Source organism: Chromobacterium alticapitis, assembly GCF_002924365.1.
In the GTDB taxonomy this organism is placed as follows: domain Bacteria; phylum Pseudomonadota; class Gammaproteobacteria; order Burkholderiales; family Chromobacteriaceae; genus Chromobacterium; species Chromobacterium alticapitis.
Genome location: NZ_PQWB01000005.1, coordinates 23,303 through 43,692, shown reverse-complemented (window position 1 = coordinate 43,692; position 20,390 = coordinate 23,303). Strand labels below are relative to the sequence as shown.

20 protein-coding genes are annotated in these 20,390 nt (G+C 60.0%); 2 read left to right on the top strand and 18 right to left on the bottom strand.

Going from position 1 to position 20,390, the window contains the following annotated elements; translation table 11 throughout:
* Positions 1-56 precede the first annotated feature (56 nt).
* The 18 genes from C2I19_RS21645 to mnmG form a co-directional block, all read right to left on the bottom strand.
* Positions 57-713 (bottom strand): MAE_28990/MAE_18760 family HEPN-like nuclease, encoded by a 657-nt coding sequence (locus C2I19_RS21645; protein WP_146056708.1) that lies wholly within the window; start codon positions 711-713, stop codon positions 57-59.
* Between the two features lie 2 nt (positions 714-715).
* Positions 716-1,777 carry a DUF262 domain-containing protein gene (locus C2I19_RS00710; RefSeq protein WP_103900864.1) on the bottom strand — a complete coding sequence of 354 codons (1,062 nt, stop codon included), beginning with the start codon at positions 1,775-1,777 and terminating at the stop codon, positions 716-718.
* Between the two features lie 548 nt (positions 1,778-2,325).
* Positions 2,326-4,155: a glutamine--fructose-6-phosphate transaminase (isomerizing) gene (gene glmS, locus C2I19_RS00705; protein ID WP_103900809.1), complete on the bottom strand. Its 1,830-nt coding sequence runs from the start codon at positions 4,153-4,155 to the stop codon at positions 2,326-2,328.
* On the bottom strand, positions 4,155-4,949 hold the full coding sequence (locus C2I19_RS00700) for a DeoR/GlpR family DNA-binding transcription regulator (protein ID WP_103900808.1): 795 nt from the start codon (positions 4,947-4,949) through the stop codon (positions 4,155-4,157). Before C2I19_RS00700 ends, glmS begins: the two co-directional genes overlap by 1 nt.
* A 1,077-nt stretch (positions 4,950-6,026) precedes the next feature.
* On the bottom strand, positions 6,027-7,391 hold the full coding sequence (glmU, locus tag C2I19_RS00695) for a bifunctional UDP-N-acetylglucosamine diphosphorylase/glucosamine-1-phosphate N-acetyltransferase GlmU (RefSeq protein ID WP_103900807.1): 1,365 nt from the start codon (positions 7,389-7,391) through the stop codon (positions 6,027-6,029).
* A gap of 85 nt (positions 7,392-7,476) precedes the next feature.
* The gene (locus tag C2I19_RS00690) at positions 7,477-7,899 is read right to left on the bottom strand and encodes a F0F1 ATP synthase subunit epsilon (protein ID WP_103900806.1); all 423 of its coding nucleotides are present in this window, start codon (positions 7,897-7,899) and stop codon (positions 7,477-7,479) included.
* An 11-nt stretch (positions 7,900-7,910) separates the two neighbouring features.
* Complete coding sequence (atpD, locus tag C2I19_RS00685) at positions 7,911-9,308, bottom strand: F0F1 ATP synthase subunit beta (protein ID WP_103900805.1); 1,398 nt, start codon at positions 9,306-9,308, stop codon at positions 7,911-7,913.
* Between the two features lie 40 nt (positions 9,309-9,348).
* On the bottom strand, positions 9,349-10,215 hold the full coding sequence (gene atpG / locus C2I19_RS00680; protein WP_103900804.1) for a F0F1 ATP synthase subunit gamma: 867 nt from the start codon (positions 10,213-10,215) through the stop codon (positions 9,349-9,351).
* A 40-nt stretch (positions 10,216-10,255) separates the two neighbouring features.
* A complete protein-coding gene (gene atpA / locus C2I19_RS00675) occupies positions 10,256-11,800 on the bottom strand; it encodes a F0F1 ATP synthase subunit alpha (RefSeq protein ID WP_021474888.1) in 1,545 nt (514 codons plus the stop codon).
* Between the two features lie 8 nt (positions 11,801-11,808).
* Entirely contained in the window at positions 11,809-12,345 is a 537-nt protein-coding gene (locus C2I19_RS00670) for a F0F1 ATP synthase subunit delta (RefSeq protein ID WP_103900803.1), read from the bottom strand.
* A 7-nt stretch (positions 12,346-12,352) separates the two neighbouring features.
* Positions 12,353-12,823 (bottom strand): F0F1 ATP synthase subunit B, encoded by a 471-nt coding sequence (locus tag C2I19_RS00665; protein ID WP_021474886.1) that lies wholly within the window; start codon positions 12,821-12,823, stop codon positions 12,353-12,355.
* Positions 12,824-12,881: 58 nt separating this feature from the next.
* Positions 12,882-13,169: a F0F1 ATP synthase subunit C gene (gene atpE / locus C2I19_RS00660; RefSeq protein ID WP_101710528.1), complete on the bottom strand. Its 288-nt coding sequence runs from the start codon at positions 13,167-13,169 to the stop codon at positions 12,882-12,884.
* Between the two features lie 65 nt (positions 13,170-13,234).
* A complete protein-coding gene (gene atpB, locus C2I19_RS00655) occupies positions 13,235-14,047 on the bottom strand; it encodes a F0F1 ATP synthase subunit A (RefSeq protein ID WP_103900802.1) in 813 nt (270 codons plus the stop codon).
* A gap of 10 nt (positions 14,048-14,057) precedes the next feature.
* Complete coding sequence (locus C2I19_RS00650) at positions 14,058-14,420, bottom strand: ATP synthase subunit I (protein WP_103900801.1); 363 nt, start codon at positions 14,418-14,420, stop codon at positions 14,058-14,060.
* Between the two features lie 91 nt (positions 14,421-14,511).
* Positions 14,512-15,366: a ParB/RepB/Spo0J family partition protein gene (locus tag C2I19_RS00645; protein ID WP_103900800.1), complete on the bottom strand. Its 855-nt coding sequence runs from the start codon at positions 15,364-15,366 to the stop codon at positions 14,512-14,514.
* Positions 15,367-15,370: 4 nt separating this feature from the next.
* On the bottom strand, positions 15,371-16,162 hold the full coding sequence (locus tag C2I19_RS00640; protein WP_103900799.1) for a ParA family protein: 792 nt from the start codon (positions 16,160-16,162) through the stop codon (positions 15,371-15,373).
* Positions 16,159-16,788 (bottom strand): 16S rRNA (guanine(527)-N(7))-methyltransferase RsmG, encoded by a 630-nt coding sequence (gene rsmG, locus C2I19_RS00635; RefSeq protein ID WP_103900798.1) that lies wholly within the window; start codon positions 16,786-16,788, stop codon positions 16,159-16,161. Before rsmG ends, C2I19_RS00640 begins: the two co-directional genes overlap by 4 nt.
* Positions 16,785-18,683, bottom strand: a complete 1,899-nt coding sequence (gene mnmG, locus C2I19_RS00630) for a tRNA uridine-5-carboxymethylaminomethyl(34) synthesis enzyme MnmG (RefSeq protein ID WP_103900797.1) — start codon at positions 18,681-18,683, stop codon at positions 16,785-16,787. The genes rsmG and mnmG overlap by 4 nt, the downstream gene beginning before the upstream one ends.
* Before the next feature lie 192 nt (positions 18,684-18,875).
* Here mnmG and C2I19_RS00625 point away from each other — a divergent pair, with 192 nt between their 5' ends.
* Together C2I19_RS00625 and tsaA are read left to right on the top strand one after the other, a co-directional pair.
* On the top strand, positions 18,876-19,625 hold the full coding sequence (locus C2I19_RS00625) for a GNAT family N-acetyltransferase (RefSeq protein WP_103900796.1): 750 nt from the start codon (positions 18,876-18,878) through the stop codon (positions 19,623-19,625).
* Between the two features lie 64 nt (positions 19,626-19,689).
* Positions 19,690-20,388, top strand: a complete 699-nt coding sequence (gene tsaA, locus C2I19_RS00620; RefSeq protein ID WP_103900863.1) for a tRNA (N6-threonylcarbamoyladenosine(37)-N6)-methyltransferase TrmO — start codon at positions 19,690-19,692, stop codon at positions 20,386-20,388.
* The last annotated feature ends 2 nt before the right edge of the window (positions 20,389-20,390 follow it).

Below are 20,390 nucleotides of genomic sequence, written 5' to 3'. Positions count from 1 at the left end.
ACAAGTACGGTCAGTATACTAGTGCCTACGCTCTTCTTTTCCCGCAGCCCCCCTGTTCACGGAGAGCTACGGTAGCCATTTTCATTCAGATATAACTCTACCGCACAAATGAAATCGCGAAGAATTTTGCCTACAGATATTGCCGCACGCCTTAGATCTGATGTTTTTATACCTTGACCGCCATCAGACATAGACTGCTCACCATGTGCTATTTTATTTCTCTTATTCTTCACCCAAAGCATTTTATCAGCATCCTGCCTTGAAAAGGCCAATTTTGCTACACCATAAGAAACCCCAATTACATTTAATTTTCTAGCATCAACATTTCCAGAAAATAGCGACTGCCTGCGAAGGAAGTCAGAAAATTCCGGAAAGGTTTGAGACGTTGTTCTAAATTTTAATTCCTCCTCAGAAACTTTTTGCTGATCCTTTACGAACGCACTAGCAGTTTTTCCAAAGGAATACCGAAGCATCTTCATTCTCAACGGAGCTGCAATCTCATCATAAGTCAGCGAAGATGCGGAATCGTGAATTCTTTCAACCACAGAATATACTGTGGCCTCAATATTGTTATATAGCGCAATAAAGACACTTGATTTAAGAACCACTATCACATCAACTTTTCCTCGAGTCTCCCCAACATCATCAATATGATCAAGAAGACGCCCGATAGAGTATTCTCTATCCTCAAGATCTACGATCACCCCCCGCATAATTAGGCCTTCATCAATAGAATGTGATCCCTTACAAAGTGGATTCTTTTCTGCAAGTTTTCAGTCGAATGTGTTCTATACTCACCATTTACAGATTTATAAAAATCCCGATCCCTCAGCCAGTACTGCACATCAATTTTTTTCCTAAGCACGAGCTGTGGAACCTCTTTGAGCGCAAGATGACACCCCACAGAAATCGCTTCGAAGAAGATACGAGAAACATCCTTGTTCGGCCCTTTCAGGAATCCATACTCGAAATTATTAACAACGAATTCAATCATTTTTTTGAAGTCATGAAGTTTCTGAGCTTTCTCTCCGTCGCTAAATTCATCTCGTTTTTGTGCCATGTAACTATCCAACGCTTTGCTCACGCTACGGGAAAATTCAGAATACTTCGGGTAGATATCAACGAGAGCAAAAAACCTCAAAACAAGCTCTTCGTACTCCTGCCTATTTTGGACATTTCTAGAAAGTCGGATTGATTCCCTAAAATCAGGACGATTGGCACATTCATTATAAATAAAATCAGTAAATGCTCCTCTATAGATCCCTTTACGGGTTTCCATATTTCGCAGAATATCACTACCCTTATTAATTCTTTCAAAAAGATCATTTTTTACTTCATCTGTCGCACTTTCAGAGAGAACTATAACCGTAAAGGTAGTATTATTAAATTTTCTCTTTCGCGAAACATCAAAGTCGTCGAAAGCCATGCCATTTAGCATGGTAACCTTCTCTAGACCATCCAATCGCAGTTCATTATTTAGAAAAGCACTTAATGTGCGCACCCGTTGTGAGCCATCAACTATCTCCAAACGTCCATCTTTATTCTCCGCAACAAAAATCGGTGGGATTGGTAGCCCTAAAACTATTGACTCTATAAGACGTGATTGGCGGGAATTATCCCAAACAAACTCACGCTGATATTCCGGCACATATATTTCATTTTCATTATCCTCCACCCCTTCTAAATATTTTTTTACTAAAATTTCAATCGTATAATCCTTACTGTCATAGGCAACTGTCTTTTTTAGTTCAATAATCTGCTGTTCCACATCACTCATCATTGGTTCCTTTGATTTTTAACAGTCAATAAAGTTAAAATTAAAACTGCCTTATAGAGTCATTTATCTATTAAGCATAATATATAATATGAGTTACCTACGATCGTTTCCGCAGCTGCCAATAAGGACGTTCCCTTACCACTACTTTCTACGCAATGTTCTTGCGTCAGCTTGAACAACAGATGTTGAAACAACTCGTCAAAATGACCGCAAAGCATGAGCGTTGGCAGTCTAACGAACGACCGCTGCATCTCGGAAGCACATCGTTCTCACAATTCCAGATCCCATGAACATGGGGAGTCACTTGGCGTTATTGTATCACTACGTCATCAAAATCGGCGCCAGCAGAATTACCGTCAGACATTGGCCAACTGAGTGGCCGTTGCAGTAGGTCAGAGGGCTGTTGTGGAATTGGGATACGCAAAAAAACAAAGCCCGGCAAGCAAGCTTGCCGGGCTTTTTTACATATTTATTGTATGAGATACAACTTTATTGTTTAAGCGAGATATTTATTGCTTGTAAACAAAGTCAAGCGCTCGCAACGCCCATTACTCGACAGTGACCGATTTTGCGAGGTTGCGCGGCTTGTCCACGTCCGTGCCGCGCGACAGCGCGACGTGGTAGGCCAGCATCTGCACAGGGATAGTGTGGACGATGGGGCTGAGCACGCCTACATGCCGCGGGGTGCGGATCACGTGCACGCCGTCGGATTCGCTGAAGTGGCTGTCGGCGTCGGCGAACACGAACAGCTCGCCGCCGCGGGCGCGGACTTCCTGCATGTTCGACTTCACTTTTTCCAGCAGCGCGTCGTTGGGGGCGATCACCACCACCGGCATATTCTCGTCCACCAGCGCCAGCGGGCCGTGCTTGAGTTCGCCGGCCGGGTAGGCTTCGGCGTGGATGTAGGAGATTTCCTTCAGCTTCAACGCGCCTTCCAGGGCGATGGGGTAATGCAGGCCGCGGCCGAGGAACAGCGCGTCGTCCTTGGCGGCGAAGCGCTCGGACCAGGCCTTGATCTGAGGCTCCAGGTTCAGCGCGTGCTGCACGCTGCCCGGCAGATGGCGCAGCTCGTCCAGGTATTGCGCCTCCATCTCGGTGGACACGCGGCCGCGGGTCTTGCCCAGGGTCACGGCCAGCGCGAACAGGCCCACCAGCTGGGTGGTGAAAGCCTTGGTGGAAGCTACGCCGATTTCCGCGCCGGCGCGGGTGTAGAACACCAGGTCGCTGGCGCGCGGGATGGCGGATTCGCGCACATTGCAGATGGACAGCGCGTACTGATGGCCCAACTCCTTGGCGTACTTCAGCGCCTCCATGGTGTCCAGCGTTTCGCCGGACTGGGAGATGGTGACGATCAGGTGCTTGGGATTGGCGAAGGCGTCGCGGTAGCGGTATTCGCTGGCGATCTCCACATCGCAGGCGATGCCAGCGATGCTTTCTATCCAGTACTTGGCGGTCATGCCGGCGTAGTAGCTGGTGCCGCAGGCCAGGATTTTCACGCCTTCCAGCTGCGGCAGGATGCCGGTCGCGGCCTCACCGAACAGTTCCGGATTGAAGCCGGTGTCTTGTACCGCTTCGATGGTATCGGCCAGCGCCTTCGGCTGCTCGTGGATTTCCTTCTGCATGAAATGGCTGTACGGGCCCAGCTCCAGCGAGGCCAAGGACACGTCGGACAGATGCACCGGGCGCTCGATGGGCTGGTCGTTCTTGTCCATCAGCTTGACACCGTCGCGGGTGAGGTGGCCGATATCGCCCTCTTCCAGGAAGATCACGCGGCGGGTGGCGGACAGGATGGCGGAGACGTCGGAGGCGATGAAGTTTTCGCCTTCGCCCAGGCCCACCAGCAGCGGGCAGCCCATGCGGGCGCACACCAGTTCGTCCGGGCGGTCCAGCGCGATCACGCCGATGGCGTAGGCGCCGGTCAGCTCGCGGGTGGCTTGCTTCACCGCGTCGAACAGGCTGCTGCCCGCCTGGTAGTAGTGATGCACCAGGTGGGCGATCACTTCAGTGTCGGTTTGCGATTCGAACGCGTAGCCCAGGTCTTTCAGACGCTGGCGCTGCTCTTCGTGGTTCTCGATGATGCCGTTGTGCACCACGGCGATCTTGCCGAAGGAAATGTGCGGGTGGGCGTTGTATTCGGTCACGCCGCCGTGGGTGGCCCAGCGGGTATGGCCGATGCCGAGCTGGCCCTGCAGGCTTTCCTCGGCGGCGGCGCTTTCCATTTCAGCCACGCGGCCGACGCGGCGCACGCGGCGGATTTCGTCGCCGGCCAGCACGGCCACGCCGGCCGAGTCATAGCCGCGGTATTCCAGACGCTTCAGGCCATCCACCAGGATGGGAACGATATTACGCTTGGCGATGGCGCCAACAATGCCGCACATTACTTTCTCCTTGCACTACTGTCTTGAATTGCGGGGGCGCAAATCAGCGTCACGCCCTTCGCTTGAATCTTGTCTCTGGCTTCCTGGCCCAGCGCGTCGTCAGTGACCAGGGTGTGGATCTTGTCCCACGGCAACTCCAGATTGGGAATGCGGCGGCCGATCTTTTCCGACTCCACCATCACGATCACTTCGCGCGCCACTTCCGCCATCACGCGGGACAGGCCCACCAGTTCGTTGAAGGTGGTGGTGCCGCGCGCCAGGTCTATGCCGTCGGCGCCGATGAATAATTGGTCAAAATCATAGGAGCGCAGCGCCTGCTCGGCGATCTGGCCTTGGAATGATTCCGAATGCGGGTCCCAGGTGCCGCCGGTCATCAGCAGCACGGGTTCATTTTCCAATTCGCGCAGCTGGCCCGCCACGTTCAGCGAGTTGGTCATCACCACCAAGCCGCGCTTGTTGCCCAGCAGCGGAATCATCGCGCTGGTGGTAGTGCCGCTGTCGATGATCACGCGGTTGTGGTCGCGAATGCGCTCCGCCGCGGCGCGGGAGATAGCCTGCTTTCGCTTCGAAACTTTTTCCGCATCCGGCTCCGCCACCATTTCGCTGGGCAGCGATACCGCGCCGCCATAACGGCGCAGCAACAGGCCGCCGGTTTCCAGCAAGGCCAGATCTTTACGGATAGTGACTTCAGAGGTGGAGAAACGTTGAGTCAGCTCTTCCACGCTGACTTCGCCTTTTTCCTGCACCAGCGCCGCTATCGCATGGCGGCGCTGCTGAGTGTTTCGTTTAGTCATCACAAGTTTCGTTTCGAAAGTTTTGTGATGATATCAGCGAGGGATTTTGCTTGGCAAGCCCCCCTCTCCCCACCCCCTCTCTCGCGAGGGGAGAGGGGCTTCCCTGCGGCAAAAACATGGCGCAAATCGGCCCAGGATGGATGCGTGCCTGGTTTCAAACTCGTCGCGCGGCTTGGCTATGGGTCATACCCGTTGCCCGTTTTACCACCCTGGCATCGCTCGCGGTTACGGCCCTCCGGCCGACCCTCACTACAGAACGCTCCCGCAAGGCGAGAGGGGCTTCCCTGCGGCAAAAACATGGCGCAAATCGGCCTAGGATGGATGCGTGCCTGGTTTCAAACTCGTCGCGCGGCTTGGCCATGGCTCATGCCCGCTGCCCGTTTCACCACCCTGGCATCGTTCGCGGGCATGGCCTCCAGCCAACCCGCGCTACGGAACGCTCCCGCAAGGGGAGAGGGCTTCCCTGCGGCAAAACATGGCGCAAATCGGCCTAGGATGGATGCGTGCCTGGTTTCAAACCCGTCGCGCGGCTTGGCCATGGCTCATGCCCGCTGCCCGTTTCACCACCCTGGCATCGTTCGCGGGTATGGCCTCCAGCCAACCCGCGCTACGGAACGCTCCCACAAGGGGAGAGGGGCTTCCCTGCGGCAAAAACATGGCGCAAATCGGCCCAGGATGGATGCGTGCCTGGTTTCAAACTCGTCGCGCGGCTTGGCCATGGCTCATACCCGCGGCCGGTTTCACCACCCTGGCATCGTTCGCGGGCATGGCCTCCAGCCAACCCGCGCTACGGAACGCTCCCGAGAGGGGAGAGGGGCTTCCCTGCGGCAAAAACATGGCGCAAATCGGCCTAGGATGGATGCGTGCCTGGTTTCAAACTCATCGCGCGGCTTGGCCATGGCTCATACCCGCTGCCCGTTTCACCACCCTGGCATCGCTCGCGGTTGCGGCCCGCCGACCAACCTGCGCTACTGGACGGCTTGGCAGATGGAGAGGAGGCGCGATGCAAGGCAAACAAATGCAAAACGCCCGGCGCGCTGTAGCAGCACACCGGGCGCAGAAAGGGCAATCAGCTAATCAGCTCTTCTTTTCCGGCCGCTTCCAACCTGGCACGGTCACCTGGCGCGCGCGCGCCACGGTCAGCTCGCCTGCCGGCGCGTTTTTGCTGACCACCGAGCCTGCGCCTATGGTGGAGTCGCGCTCAAGCGTCACCGGCGCCACCATCAGCGTGCCGGAGCCGACGAATACATTATCGCCGATCACGGTCTTGAACTTGTTCACGCCGTCATAGTTGCAGGTGACGGAGCCCGCGCCGATGTTGACCTTGCGGCCGATCTCGGCATCGCCGACATAAGTCAGATGATTGACCTTGGAGCCGTCGCCTATCTTGCTCTTCTTCACCTCGACGAAGTTGCCGATGTGCACATGGCCGGCGAGTTCCGCTCCTGGACGCAGCCGCGCATAGGGGCCGATCTTGCAGGCTCCGCCCACCACCGCGTCTTCCAGATGCGAGAAAGGCGCGATCTTGCTTCCCGCCCCGATCTTCACATTCTTCAGCACGCAATGGGCGCCGACTTCCACATTGTCGCCCAGCTCCACCAGGCCTTCGAATACGCAGCCCACGTCAATGCTGACATCCATGCCATGCTGGATTTCGCCGCGGATGTCGATGCGCGCCGGGTCGGCCAGCGTGACGCCGGCTTCCAGCAGCGTGCGTGCCTGGTTGGCCTGCAGGATACGTTCCAGCTCAGCCAGCTGCAGCTTGTTGTTGACGCCGGCAGCCTCCCAGCTGGCGTCCACGCTGGTGCTTTCCACCGTCACGCCGTCCTTCACCGCCAGTTCCAGCACGTCGGTCAGATAATATTCGCTCTGGGCATTGCCATTGTTCAAGGCGGCAAGCCAGCCGGCCAGGCGCGCATTCGGCAGCGCCATCATGCCAGTGTTGATCTCGCGAATAGCCAGTTGCTCCGGCGTGCAGTCCTTGTGCTCGACAATGGCTTGCAGCTTGCCGTCAGCCCCGCGCACCATGCGGCCGTAGCCGCTGGCGTCGTCCAGCACATCGGTCAGCACCGCCATGCCTTCTCCCGCCGCTTCAACCAAGCGCTGCAAAGTAGACATCTTGGTTAAGGGCACGTCGCCGTACAGCACTAGCGTCTTGCCGTCCGCCGACAGGTACGGCAGCGCCATCTTCAGCGCGTGGCCAGTCCCCAATTGTTCAGCCTGTTCGGCCCAGATAATGTCGCTGTCGGCGATGCGCTCGCGCACTTGGTCGCCGCCATGGCCGTATACCACCACCAGCCGGGACGGACTCAGACCGCGCGCGGTGCGAATCACGCGCGCCAGCATCGGCTCGCCGCCAACGGGATGCAATACTTTGGGCATGCTGGAATACATGCGCTTACCCTTGCCCGCGGCAAGGATAACGATATTCAGACTATCCATAATGTTTCTTTGATCGAGCCAAAAATGGAAAAAGGCCGCCACTTGCGTGGCAGCCTTGCACTATACACGATTGCATCTCGCGTAATCAGTGAGCGCGCTTCTTGAGGTAGTCCAGCGTCTTGAGCTCGGCAATGGCCACCGCCAGTGCGGCGTGGGCCTTGGCCGTGCTCAGGTCGTCGGTCGCGCGCTTGAGGACATCCTCGGCAGCGCGTTTCGCCTCATTGGCGCGGGCCTCATCGAGATCCTCGCCGCGGATCGCCGTATCGGCGAGTACCGTGATCAGGCTCGGCTGCACTTCCATCATGCCGCCGGACACTGCCACCAGTACTTCTTCCTTGCTGCCCGGCACCTTCAAACGAAGCACGCCGGGCTTGATACGGGTCAGGAGCGGCACGTGTTGCGGGTAGACGCCGATCTCGCCTTCGGTAGCCGGCGCGACGACGAATTCCGCCTCGCCGGAGAAGATGAGCTGTTCGGTGCTAACCACTTCGACACGCATCTTGGACATCCGCCCTCTCCTTAGTTAAGGGTCTTGGCTTTCTCGGCAGCTTCGTCGATCGCGCCAACCATGTAGAACGCTTGTTCCGGCAGGTGGTCGTATTCGCCAGCGAGAATGGCCTTGAAGCCTTTGATGGTTTCGCGCAGCGGAACGTACTTGCCCGGGGAGCCGGTAAATACTTCAGCCACGTGGAACGGCTGGGACAGGAAGCGCTGGATCTTACGGGCGCGAGCCACGACCAGTTTGTCTTCCTCGGACAGTTCGTCCATGCCCAGAATCGCGATGATGTCGCGCAGTTCCTTGTAACGCTGCAGAGTGGACTGCACGCCGCGAGCGACGGAGTAGTGCTCGTCGCCAACCACCAACGGATCCAGCTGACGCGAGGTGGAGTCGAGCGGGTCCACGGCCGGGTAGATACCCAGCGAGGCGATGTCGCGCGACAGTACCACGGTAGCGTCCAAGTGGGCGAAGGTGGTCGCCGGGGACGGGTCGGTCAAGTCATCCGCAGGGACGTATACGGCCTGGATGGAGGTAATGGAACCATCCTTGGTCGAAGTAATACGCTCTTGCAGACGGCCCATTTCCTCGGCCAGCGTCGGCTGGTAGCCCACGGCGGACGGCATACGGCCCAGCAGAGCGGACACTTCGGTACCGGCCAGGGTGTAGCGGTAGATGTTGTCCACGAACAGCAGAACGTCGCGGCCCTTGCCGTTTTCGTCCTTCTCGTCGCGGAAGTGCTCGGCCATGGTCAGGCCGGTCAGGGCTACGCGCAGACGGTTGCCCGGCGGCTCGTTCATCTGACCGTACACCATCGCTACCTTGTCCAGAACGTTGGAGTCCTTCATTTCGTGGTAGAAGTCGTTACCCTCACGAGTACGCTCACCCACGCCGGCGAACACGGACAGACCCGAGTGGGCCTTGGCGATGTTGTTGATCAACTCCATCATGTTCACGGTCTTGCCCACACCGGCGCCGCCGAACAGACCCACCTTGCCGCCCTTGGCGAACGGGCACAGCAGGTCGATCACCTTGATGCCGGTTTCCAGGATGTCGGAGGCGGCCGACAGTTCGTCGAACTTCGGAGCCGACTGGTGAATGGCGCGGCGCGCGTCAGTCGCTACCGGACCGGCGTCGTCCACCGGGTTGCCCAGTACGTCCATGATGCGGCCGAGGGTGGCGGCGCCAACCGGCACCGAAATCGGTGCGCCGGTACTGGCAACGGCCATGCCACGCTTCAGACCGTCGGAGCTGCCCATCGCAATGGTACGGACCACGCCGTCGCCCAGCTGTTGCTGAACTTCGAGCGTCAGGTCGGCGTCTACCAGCTTCAGGGCATCATAAACCTTCGGCATGGCGTCGCGCGGAAATTCCACGTCGATCACCGCGCCAATGATTTGTACGATTTTGCCTTGGCTCATTATCGCTTCCTAAAAATAAACTTTGTGTTCCGCAAGTGGGCTACACCGCGGCGGCGCCTGCCACGATTTCCGACAACTCGGTCGTAATCGCCGCTTGACGCGCCTTGTTGTACACCAGGCGCAGCTGCTTGATGGTGTTGCCCGCGTTGTCGGTGGCGGCTTTCATCGCCACCATCCGCGCGGCCTGCTCGGAAGCCATGTTCTCGGCCAGAGCCTGGTACACCACCGATTCCAGATAACGGCGCACCAGGAATTCCATCAGCGTCGGCGCATCCGGCTCGTACAGGTAATCCCACGAGTGCGAATGCTCCACCACCATGTGGTGCGGCGTCAGCGGAAGCAGCTGTTCAAGTGCCGGCTCCTGCTTCATGGTATTCACGAAGCTGGAGTACACGATGTAAACCGCATCCAGTTCGCCTTCGGCGTACTGATTGAACAGAACCGTAAGCGGGCCAATCAGTTTTTCCATCTTCGGCGTATCGCCGAGATGAACCGCGCTTGCCACCACGTTCAGACGGGCGCGCTGGGCAGCTCCCAGGCCTTTCTGGCCCAAGCAGCAGACGTCGACTTCGACGCCCTGATCCTGCAGTTCCTTGACCTTGGCGAAGAAGCGCTTGAACGAGTTCACGTTCAAGCCGCCGCACAGGCCCTTGTCGGAGGAAACCAGGATGATGCCGGCGCGCTTGATCGTCTCGCGACGGGCAAGCAAGGGGTGACCAAGTTCCGCGTTCGCCTGAGCCAGGTGCGCCATGACTGTGCGCACCTTCTCGGCGTAAGGACGGGCAGCGCGCATACGCTCTTGCGTTTTGCGCATCTTCGAGGTCGACACCATCTGCATAGCGCGGGTGATCTTCTGCGTGTTTTGCACGCTGCGGATCTTGGTGAGAATCTCTTTACCGACTGCCATATCCTGAACCTTTCTTTAGCAACGACTTATCGTCTAAGGCTCAGTTGAAGCTGTAGCCAGCCTTGAACGATTCCATCGCCTTGGCCAGTACCTTCTCGTTGTCGGCAGACAGATCACCGGAGGCGTTCACGGCCTGCAGCACTTCGGCGTGGTTGGCACGCACGTTGGCCAGGAACTCGGCTTCGAAAGCCAGGGCCTTCTTCACCGGAACGTCTTCGTAGCTGCCCTTGTTCACCGCCCACAGGGTCAGCGCCATTTCCGCGGTGGACAGGGTGGAGAACTGCTTCTGCTTCATCAGTTCGGTCACCACTTCACCGTGGGACAGCTGCTTGCGGGTGGCTTCGTCCAGATCGGAGGCGAACTGCGCGAACGCAGCCAACTCGCGGTACTGGGCCAGCGCCAGACGGATACCGCCGCCGAGCTTCTTGATCACCTTGGTCTGAGCGGCGCCGCCCACGCGAGATACCGAGATACCGGCGTTGATGGCCGGACGGATGCCCGCGTTGAACAGGTCGGTTTCCAGGAAGATCTGGCCGTCGGTAATCGAAATCACGTTGGTCGGAACGAACGCGGATACGTCGCCGGCCTGGGTTTCGATGATAGGCAGAGCGGTCAGCGAACCGGTTTTGCCCTTCACGGCGCCGCCAGTCAGCTTTTCCACTTCGTCTTCGTTGATGCGCGCGGCGCGCTCCAGCAGACGGGAGTGGAGATAGAACACGTCGCCCGGGTAGGCTTCGCGGCCCGGCGGACGGCGCAGCAGCAGCGAAATCTGACGGTAGGCGACGGCTTGCTTGGACAGGTCGTCGTATACGATCAGCGCGTCTTCGCCGATGTCGCGGAAGTATTCGCCCATCGCGCAGCCGGAGTACGGGGCGATGAACTGCAGGGCGGCGGCTTCGGAAGCGGTGGCGGCCACGATGATGGTGTGACCCATCGCGCCGTGCTCTTCCAGCTTGCGAACCACGTTGGCGATGGAGGAAGCCTTCTGACCTACGGCTACGTAGATGCAGATGACGCCATTGCCCTTCTGGTTGATGATGGCGTCCAGCGCCACGGCGGTCTTGCCGGTCTGACGGTCGCCAATGATCAGCTCACGCTGGCCGCGGCCAACCGGAACCATGGAGTCGATGGACTTCAGGCCGGTTTGCATCGGCTGCGATACCGATTGACGCGCGATCACGCCCGGAGCGATCTTTTCGATCGGGGACGATTTCTTGGCGTTGACCGGACCCTTGCCGTCGATAGGCTGACCCAGAGCGTTGACCACGCGGCCAATCAGTTCCGGACCAACCGGCACTTCCAGAATGCGGCCGGTGCACTTGACTTCGTCGCCTTCGGAGATGTGCTCGTACTCGCCCAGTACCACGGCGCCGACAGAGTCGCGCTCCAGGTTCATGGCGAGGCCAAAGGTGTTGCCCGGGAATTCGAGCATTTCGCCCTGCATCACATCGGCCAGGCCGTGGATGCGGACGATACCGTCGGTCACGGAGATAACCGTGCCCTTGGTGCGAACTTCAGCGCCTTCAGCCAGATTCTGGATCTTGGCCTTGATCAGATCGCTGATTTCAGAGGGGTTCAACTGCATGATCTCTCCTAATTCTTGAGGCTTGCTGCCATTGCCTGCAGTTTGCCGCGCACGGAAGCGTCGATGACATCGTCGCCCACCGACACGCGAACGCCGCCGATCAGGTCGGCGTTCTCACGCACGTCAAGGCGCACGGCTTTGCCGTACTTCTTGGAAAGCGTGTTGGTCAGTTCGGCTTTCTGTTCATCGGACAAAGCAAAAGCGGACTCCACCAGGGCGTCCACGATGTTTTCCGATTGCGCCTTCAGCAATTCAAACTGCGCGGCAATTTCAGGCAGCAGCGTCAAACGGGCGTTCTCGATCAGCGCGGCGATGAAGCGTTTCACGTCTTCGTTGCCGCGGCCGCCGAGCACATCCAGCATCAGCGCCTCAACCTCTTGTGCGGTATGTTTCGGATTGGTGACGACTTGGGCCAGATCCGGGTTATTCACCATGGCAGCCAGCCACGACAGCGCATCCGACCACTGGTCGAGCTTGCCCTGTTCCGTGGCGAGGCTGTATACCGCTTCGGCGTAGGGCCTTGCGACGGTAATGAGTTCTGCCATGAGTTAGTTAAAACTCCGCTTTGATGGAGGCAAGCAGGTCGGCGTGCTTAGCGGCGTCGATCTCCTTGCGCAGGATCTTCTCGGCGCCGGAAACGGCCAGGTCGGCGACATGCGCGCGCAGGGATTCCTTGGCGCGCAGCACTTCCTGGTCGATTTCAGACTTGGCGTCAGCCACGATGCGGGCACCTTCGGTGCGCGCCGCTTCCTTGGCTTCGTCCACGATCTGGTTAGCACGCTTTTCGGCGGCAACCACGATCTCGGTAGCCTGCTGCTTAGCCTTGCGGATTTCGTCCGCAACGCGCTTTTCAGCGGCTTCCAGATCCTGCTTGCCACGTTCCGCGGCGGCCAAGCCGTCAGCAATGCGCTTGGCCCGCTCATCCATCATGTTGGTAAGCGGAGGCCAAACAAACTTCATGGTGAACCATACCAGGATGGCGAACGTGATCGCCTGGCCCAGTAGTGTTACGTTGAATTCCACGCTTGTTTTCCTCCAGAGTATGACTACAACAACCGTCTACGCGTCCGTTGGAAACGGATTAGTGAGCAGCCTTAACGACAGCCAGGGCAGCAGACAGGAACGGGTTGTTGAAGGTGAACAGCATGGCGACACCAACACCAATCATGGAGATCGCGTCCAGCAGACCGGCGATGATGAACAGCTTGGTTTGCAGAACCGGGATCATTTCCGGCTGGCGAGCGGAGGACTCGAGGAACTTGCCGCCCAGAATGGCGAAACCGATAGCGGTGCCCAGAGCGCCCAGACCAATGATCAGGGCTGCAGCGATAGCGGTCATCGACTGGATCTGAGAAACGAGTGCTTCCATTGTGTATCTCCTAAGACTTAAAGCAAGGATGGTTGGTAAAAAAGTATGGTGAATCTACGGGTAAATCAGTGCGCTTCCACTGCCAGGCTCAGATACACGATGGTCAGCATCATGAATACGAAGGCCTGCAGGGTGATGATCAGGATGTGGAAGATCGCCCACGGCGCGCCCAGCACCCACTGCAAGCCCCAGGGCAGCAGCGCGATCAGGATGAAGATCAGCTCGCCGGCGTACAGGTTGCCGAACAAACGAAGAGACAGAGAAATCGGCTTGGCGGCCAGTTCCACCAGCTGGAACGCGAAGTTCAGCGGAGCCAGGATGATGGCGCCGACCGGGTGGGAGCTGTGGAACGGAGCCGTCAACAGTTCCTTGCCCCAGCCGCCCAGGCCCTTGGCCTTGATCGAGAAGCCCACGATCAGGATCAGCACGGACAGCGACATGGCGAAGGTGGAGTTCACGTCGGCGGACGGCACGACGCGGAAGTACACGTGATGCGGTTCCAGGCCGAAGAAGGCGTAGCCTACCCATTGCGCGGCCATCGGGAACAGATCCACCGGGAACAAGTCCATGAAGTTCATCAGGAACACCCAGCAGAAGATGGTCAGCGCCAGCGGGGCGATCATCTTGCTCTTGCCGTGGAACACTTCGCGAACCTGGGTCTGCACCATCTCGATGATCATTTCGACGAACAGCTGCAGCCGGCCCGGCGCCTCGATGCTGGCGCGGCGAGCCACGCAGGCGAACACGCCGGCGAAGATGAAGCCGAGCAGCAGCGAGATGGAGAAGGTGTCGACGTGCAGGCTCCAGAAGCCCGCGGACGGATCCGAATTCCAGAAGGTCAGGTGGTGCTTGATGTAATCGGTTGCGTTGCTTGCCATCGCTCTTTTCTCAATTTTTGATTAGAAGCCCGAAGCCGTAGCCGGAGGTGGCGGCAAAAAACCCACCCAAAAAGCCGACTACGGACAAATCCTTGAAACTGGCCAAAACCGCACCACTTAACAGCACGGTCAGACAAAACTTTACCGCTTCGGCCAAAAAATGCGCCTTGATCAGCGCCGCCGGCGGCACATGGCGTTTGGCATAAGCGATCCTGGCATACAGCAGGGCCGGCAGCAGAACGGCCAGGCCGCCCAGCAGCGCGGACACCGCTACAGCCGCGCTGCCGCCACTGACGAGTAGCGCGACGATTACAGCCAGGCCGACCAAGCTGGCCTGCAGGCGCAGCACGCGCTTCACTTCCTGAGAGATCATGTTCGTCAGTGTAAAAAAACCGCTGGATTATAGGCTTCGCATTTGCGTTGCGTCAACTTTGCCCAACGTAGGGTTTGGCACCGCAACAAGCTCATTTTTGGGGATTTTTTTGCAGCTTGGCCAATATGGAATCGAGTTCGTCCAAGCTGGCATATTCTATGATCAGCCTGCCATTGCCGCCGCTGGCATGGCGTATGCTGACGCGCGCGCCCACCGCCCCTGAAACCTGTTCTTCCAGCCGCGCCACATCGGGATCGACGCGTTTTTGCTGCGGCGAAACTGTCTCCTTTTGCGCAACATGCTGCGCGCGGCGCTCCACTTCGCGCACTGACAAGCCCTTGCGCGCCACTTCGCCAGCCAGTTCCAGCTGCGCCACGGCCGGCAGCGTCAGCAGAGCGCGGGCATGGCCCATTTCCAGCTGCCCCTCGTGCATCATTTGCTGCAGCGGCTGCGGCAAAGCCAGAAGGCGCAACAGATTGGACACGGCGCTGCGCGAGCGGCCCACCGCGTCGGCGGCGGATTCATGCGTGAGGCCGAACTCGTCGATCAGGCGCTTGATGCCCTGCGCCTCCTCTATCGGGTCCAGCTCCTGGCGCTGGATGTTCTCGATCAGCGCCATGGCCAGCGCGGCCTCGTCCGGCACACTCTTGATCACCACCGGCACTTCGGCCAAGCCCGCCTTGCGCGAGGCGCGCCAGCGGCGCTCGCCGGCGATCAGCTCGTAGTCGCCCAGACCCAGCTCGCGCACGATCAGGGGTTGAATGATGCCCTGGGCGCGGATGGAGGCGGCCAGCTCATCCAGCGCGGCCTCGTCCATGAAGCTGCGCGGCTGGTACTTGCCGGGTCGGATGCTGTCTATCGGGAGAGTGGAAAGTCTGTCGTCCACCGCGTCGACGGTGGACAGGAGCGCGTCCAGGCCGCGCCCCAATCCTTTTAATTTGGCCATATTGTCAGACGGAGGGGGTTGCGGTTGCGGGTTCGAGCCGTTCGACCAGCTCTTGCGACAGCGCGAGATAAGCCTGCGCGCCGCGCGAGTTGCGATCGTAGACCAGGCCCGGCAGGCCGTGGCTGGGCGCCTCGGCCAGGCGCACATTGCGCGGGATGACGGTCTGGAACACCTTTTCGCCGAAATGGCGGGCCAGCTGTTCCGATACCTGTTGCGACAGATTGTTGCGGGCGTCGAACATGGTGCGCAAAAGACCCATGATCTCGATCCGGGGATTGACCGCGACGCGCACCTTGCGCAGCGTGGCCACCAGATCGGACAGGCCCTCCAGCGCGTAGTATTCGCACACCATGGGAATCAGCACGCTGTCGGCGGCCACCAGGCCGTTCAGCGTCAGCAGGTTCAGCGAGGGCGGGCAGTCTATCAGCACGTAATCGTACTGGTCCGCCACCTCGGCCAGCGCGTTTTTCAGCCGCGCCTCGCGCGCCAGCTCGTTGACCAGCTCCAGCTCGGCGCCGCCCAAATTGCGATTGGCCGGCAGCACGTGGTAGCCACCCGCCTTGGCGTCCTGGCGCGCCTCCTCCACCGTGGCTTCGCCCAGCAGCACGTCGTAGCCGGATTTCTCCAGCGGATGCTTGGGGATACCGCTGCCCATGGTGGCATTGCCCTGCGGGTCCAGATCGACGATCAGCACCCGCCGGCCCAGATCGGCCAAACCGGCCGCCAGATTGACGACGGTGGTGGTCTTGCCCACCCCGCCCTTCTGGTTGGCCACCGCGATCACGCGTGGATTCATTGCAGCACCATCCTCACCAGATGGCGTTCGGCGTCCAGCCCCGGCACCGTTACCGGCAGCACCTCCGAAACCGCCACGCCTTGCGGCAGCAAGGCGATTTCTTCATACGGATACACGCCCTTCATCGCCACATACTGGCCGCCGTCGGCCATCAGGTGGCGGGTCAGCTTGACGAACTCGCCCAGATCCGAGAACGCGCGGCTGGTGATGCGATCGAACTTCTGCTCCGGCTGATAGGCTTCCACCCGGTCGGTGATCACCTGCACATTGGGCAGGCCCAGTTCCAGCGCCACCTGGCGCAGGAAGGTGGTTTTTTTATGGTTGGAGTCCAGCAGCACCACTTGCAAGTCCGGCCGCGCGATGGCGGTGGGAATGCCGGGCATGCCGCCGCCGGAACCCACATCCAGCATGCGCGTGCCGCCGGCCAGATGCGGCACCAGGCTCAGGCTGTCCAGCAGATGATAGCTGACCATGCGCTCTTCCTGGCGGATGGCCGTCAGGTTGTAGGTCTGGTTCCACTTCACCAGCAGCGCCAGATAGCGCTCCAGCAGCTCCAGTTGCGGTTCGGTCAGATCCAGCGCCAGTTGCGCCAGCCCCTGTTTCAATTCGGCGGTATGTAGTGTCATGCGGTTTTAGCGTCGGTGAAGCCGCGCTTCAGGTGAACCATCAGCAGGGCGACGGCGGCCGGGGTGATGCCCTGGATGCGCGAAGCCTGGCCCAGCGTCTCCGGACGCTGCTGGTTCAGCTTCTGCTGCACTTCCTTGGACAGGCCCTTGACCAGGCTGTAGTCGATGTCGCCCGGCAGACGGATGTCTTCCAGATTGTCGCGGCGAGCCAGCTCTTCGTTCTGGCGATTGATGTATCCCTGGTATTTGACCTGAATTTCCACCTGCTCGGCAACCTCGTCCGACAGTTCCGGCGCGCCTTCGGCAGCCTCCGGCACCGTCATCAGCGCGCGGTACGGCACATTGGGCCGCTTGAGCAGGTCGATCAGCGTGTATTCGCGTTCGATGGGTTTGCCCAGCACCTGAGTCATCGCCTCGGGGTTTTGCAGCTTGGACGGATGCACCCAGGTGGCCTGCAGCCGCGCCTTTTCCGCCTCGACGGCGTCGCGCTTGCGGCAGAAGGCGTCCCACTGCTCGTCGCCCACCACGCCCAGCTTGCGGCCCATCTCGGTCAGACGCAGGTCGGCGTTGTCCTCTCTCAATTGGAGACGGAATTCGGCGCGGCTGGTGAACATGCGGTACGGCTCGGACACGCCCTTGGTGATCAGATCGTCCACCAGCACGCCCAGGTAGGCCTCGTCGCGGCGCGGACACCAGGCGTCCTGCTCGCGGGCGAACAGGCCGGCGTTCAAGCCGGCCAGCAAACCCTGGGCGGCGGCTTCTTCATAGCCGGTGGTGCCGTTGATCTGGCCGGCGAAGAACAGGCCCTGGATGGCCTTGGTTTCCAGCGAGGCCTTCAGGCCGCGCGGATCGAAGTAATCATATTCGATAGCGTAGCCGGGGCGCAGGATGTGCGCGTTTTCCAGGCCGCGGATGGAGCGCACGGCGGCCAGCTGGATGTCGAACGGCAGGCTGGTGGAAATCCCGTTGGGGTAGAACTCGTGGGTGGTCAGGCCTTCCGGCTCCATGAACACCTGGTGGCTGTCCTTGTCGGCGAAGCGATTGATCTTGTCCTCGATCGACGGACAGTAGCGCGGCCCCACGCCTTCGATCACGCCGGTGAACATCGGGCTGCGGTCGAAGCCGCCGCGGATGATCTCATGCGTGCGCTCGTTGGTGTGGGTGATCCAGCACGGCAGCTGCTTGGGATGCATCCCGCGATTGCCGCGGTAGGAGAACACCGGTTCCGGCGTATCGCCCGGCTGCTCTTCCATCACGCTGAAGTCGACGCTGCGGCCATCGATGCGCGGCGGCGTGCCGGTCTTCAGCCGGCCCACCGGCAGGTTCAGCTCGCGCAGGCGCTCGCCCAGCGTGGACGCCGCCTGATCGCCGGCGCGGCCGCCGGTGTAGTTTTCCAGGCCGACGTGGATCTTGCCGGACAGAAAAGTGCCGGCGGTCAGCACCACGGCCTTGGCGCGGAAAGTGATGCCGATGGCGGTGATGGCGCCGGCCACCCGGTCACCTTCCATCAGCAGGTCGTCCACCGGCTGCTGGAACAGCGTCAGATTGGGCTGGTTCTCCAGCATCTCGCGAATGGCGGCCTTGTACAGGATGCGGTCGGCCTGGGCGCGAGTGGCTCGCACCGCCGGCCCCTTGGACGCGTTCAGCGTGCGGAACTGGATGCCGCCGATATCGGTGGCCAGCGCCATCGCGCCGCCCAGCGCGTCCACCTCTTTAACCAGATGGCCCTTGCCGATGCCGCCGATCGACGGATTGCACGACATCTGGCCCAGGGTCTCGATATTGTGCGTCAAAAGGAGCGTGGCGCAGCCCATGCGCGCGGCGGCCAGCGCGGCCTCGGTGCCGGCGTGACCGCCGCCCACCACTATCACGTCGAAGCTTGTCGGATAAATCATGGCTGAAAGCGCAAATCGAGCGGAAAAACGGCCTATTCTACGCCAATTCCGACAATCCGGTAAGTCATTGATTTCAATAACCGCAACGCCGTCACCGCTTCGTCAAGCCACGGTCACCACATAGTCATATTCCGGACATTGGCCTGTCAAACTGCCCGCCTAGCATGAGCCCATCATCACGAGGGGCAAAACATGCTGCTAAATGAACAGCTTGCAAGCAGAACCAAACCAAAACTGGCCGTCCGCCTGGCGCAAAGCGCCGAAGACATCCGCCGCGCGCAGAAACTGCGCTACGACGTTTTCGCCGGAGAAATGGGCGCCGAGCTGGCCTCGCGCGAGCTGGGCATAGACTGCGACGAATACGACGAGCTGTGCGAACACCTGATCGTCGAAGACCACAACAGCGGCCTGGTGGTGGGCACCTATCGCATGCTCTCACCCGCCAACGCGCGCCGCGCGCCCTCTCTGTATTCCGAACACGAATTCGACCTGTCCCGCCTCTCCCACCTGCGCGACAGCCTGATAGAAGTGGGCCGTTCCTGCGTGCACCGCGACTTCCGCTCCGGTGCGGTGATCGCGCTGCTGTGGACCGGCCTGGCCGACTACGTCGCCAGCCACAACGGCGCCTACCTGGCCGGCTGCGCCAGCGTGTCGCTGACCGACGGCGGCCACCAGGCGGTCAGCCTGTATCGCCAATTGGAAGGCCAATACCTGGCGCCGCCGGAATGGCGCGTGTTCCCGCACCTGCCGCTGCCGCTGGACCGGGTGATAGACGACACCGCGCCGGTGCCGCTGCCGCCGCTGATCAAGGGCTATCTGCGCGCCGGCGCGCATGTCTGCGGCGAGCCGGCCTGGGATCCGGACTTCAATTGCGCCGACTTCTTCATGCTGCTGCCCATGAGCCGGCTCAGCGCGCGCTACAACAAGCACTTCGTGGGCTGAACGCCACGCCGGCCCGCCCGGGCCGGCGCCTCCTGGCGGCATGGGCGAGTGCTACAATCCCGCCATGAACTACTCCTTCGAACCGATAGGCGTGATCCGCTCGCCGTACCGGGAAAAATTCGGCATCCCGCGCCAACCGTCCCTGGTCAGCGCCGCGCGCGTCACGCTGGAACTGCTGCCGCCCTATGATCATCCAGACTGCGTGCGCGGTCTGGCGGATTTTTCACACGTCTGGATCCATTTCGTATTTCATGAAACGCTGGCCCGCGGCTGGCAGCCGCTGGTGCGGCCGCCGCGGCTGGGCGGCAACGCCAAAGTAGGCGTGTTCGCCAGCCGCTCCACCCACCGGCCCAATCCAATTGGTCTGTCGCTGGTGGAATTGGCATCGGTCAACACCGCGGGCCGCGTGATGCTGGAACTGGCCGGCGCGGATCTACTGGACGGCACGCCGGTGCTGGACATCAAGCCCTACATCCCCTTCGTCGAATCCAGGCCGGAGGCCAGGGGCGGCTTTGTGGACGGCCCGCCGCCGCGGCTAAGCGTAGCCTGGAGCGACAACGCCCTGCGCCAGCTGGCGGAGCTGGCCCCTCCTCCCGGCTTTGCCGAGCTGGTGGAGCAGGTGCTGGCGCAAGACCCTCGGCCGGCCTATCAAAACGACCCGGGCCGCGTCTATGGCGTCATGCTGTACTGCTACAATGTCCGCTTCGCCATAGATGGCGAACACGCCCTTGTGCTTGAAATTCTGCGAGAAAACCAAAACTAAAT

Bases quoted from the DNA above. Each gene is read 5' to 3' on its own strand.
- C2I19_RS21645 (WP_146056708.1), bottom strand. From the start codon at position 713: ATGCGGGGGGTGATCGTAGATCTTGAGGATAGAGAATACTCTATCGGG.
- C2I19_RS00710 (WP_103900864.1), bottom strand. From the start codon at position 1,777: ATGAGTGATGTGGAACAGCAGATTATTGAACTAAAAAAGACAGTTGCC.
- glmS (WP_103900809.1), bottom strand. From the start codon at position 4,155: ATGTGCGGCATTGTTGGCGCCATCGCCAAGCGTAATATCGTTCCCATC.
- C2I19_RS00700 (WP_103900808.1), bottom strand. From the start codon at position 4,949: ATGACTAAACGAAACACTCAGCAGCGCCGCCATGCGATAGCGGCGCTG.
- glmU (WP_103900807.1), bottom strand. From the start codon at position 7,391: ATGGATAGTCTGAATATCGTTATCCTTGCCGCGGGCAAGGGTAAGCGC.
- C2I19_RS00690 (WP_103900806.1), bottom strand. From the start codon at position 7,899: ATGTCCAAGATGCGTGTCGAAGTGGTTAGCACCGAACAGCTCATCTTC.
- atpD (WP_103900805.1), bottom strand. From the start codon at position 9,308: ATGAGCCAAGGCAAAATCGTACAAATCATTGGCGCGGTGATCGACGTG.
- atpG (WP_103900804.1), bottom strand. From the start codon at position 10,215: ATGGCAGTCGGTAAAGAGATTCTCACCAAGATCCGCAGCGTGCAAAAC.
- atpA (WP_021474888.1), bottom strand. From the start codon at position 11,800: ATGCAGTTGAACCCCTCTGAAATCAGCGATCTGATCAAGGCCAAGATC.
- C2I19_RS00670 (WP_103900803.1), bottom strand. From the start codon at position 12,345: ATGGCAGAACTCATTACCGTCGCAAGGCCCTACGCCGAAGCGGTATAC.
- atpE (WP_101710528.1), bottom strand. From the start codon at position 13,169: ATGGAAGCACTCGTTTCTCAGATCCAGTCGATGACCGCTATCGCTGCA.
- atpB (WP_103900802.1), bottom strand. From the start codon at position 14,047: ATGGCAAGCAACGCAACCGATTACATCAAGCACCACCTGACCTTCTGG.
- C2I19_RS00650 (WP_103900801.1), bottom strand. From the start codon at position 14,420: ATGATCTCTCAGGAAGTGAAGCGCGTGCTGCGCCTGCAGGCCAGCTTG.
- C2I19_RS00645 (WP_103900800.1), bottom strand. From the start codon at position 15,366: ATGGCCAAATTAAAAGGATTGGGGCGCGGCCTGGACGCGCTCCTGTCC.
- C2I19_RS00640 (WP_103900799.1), bottom strand. From the start codon at position 16,162: ATGAATCCACGCGTGATCGCGGTGGCCAACCAGAAGGGCGGGGTGGGC.
- rsmG (WP_103900798.1), bottom strand. From the start codon at position 16,788: ATGACACTACATACCGCCGAATTGAAACAGGGGCTGGCGCAACTGGCG.
- mnmG (WP_103900797.1), bottom strand. From the start codon at position 18,683: ATGATTTATCCGACAAGCTTCGACGTGATAGTGGTGGGCGGCGGTCAC.
- C2I19_RS00625 (WP_103900796.1), top strand. From the start codon at position 18,876: ATGCTGCTAAATGAACAGCTTGCAAGCAGAACCAAACCAAAACTGGCC.
- tsaA (WP_103900863.1), top strand. From the start codon at position 19,690: ATGAACTACTCCTTCGAACCGATAGGCGTGATCCGCTCGCCGTACCGG.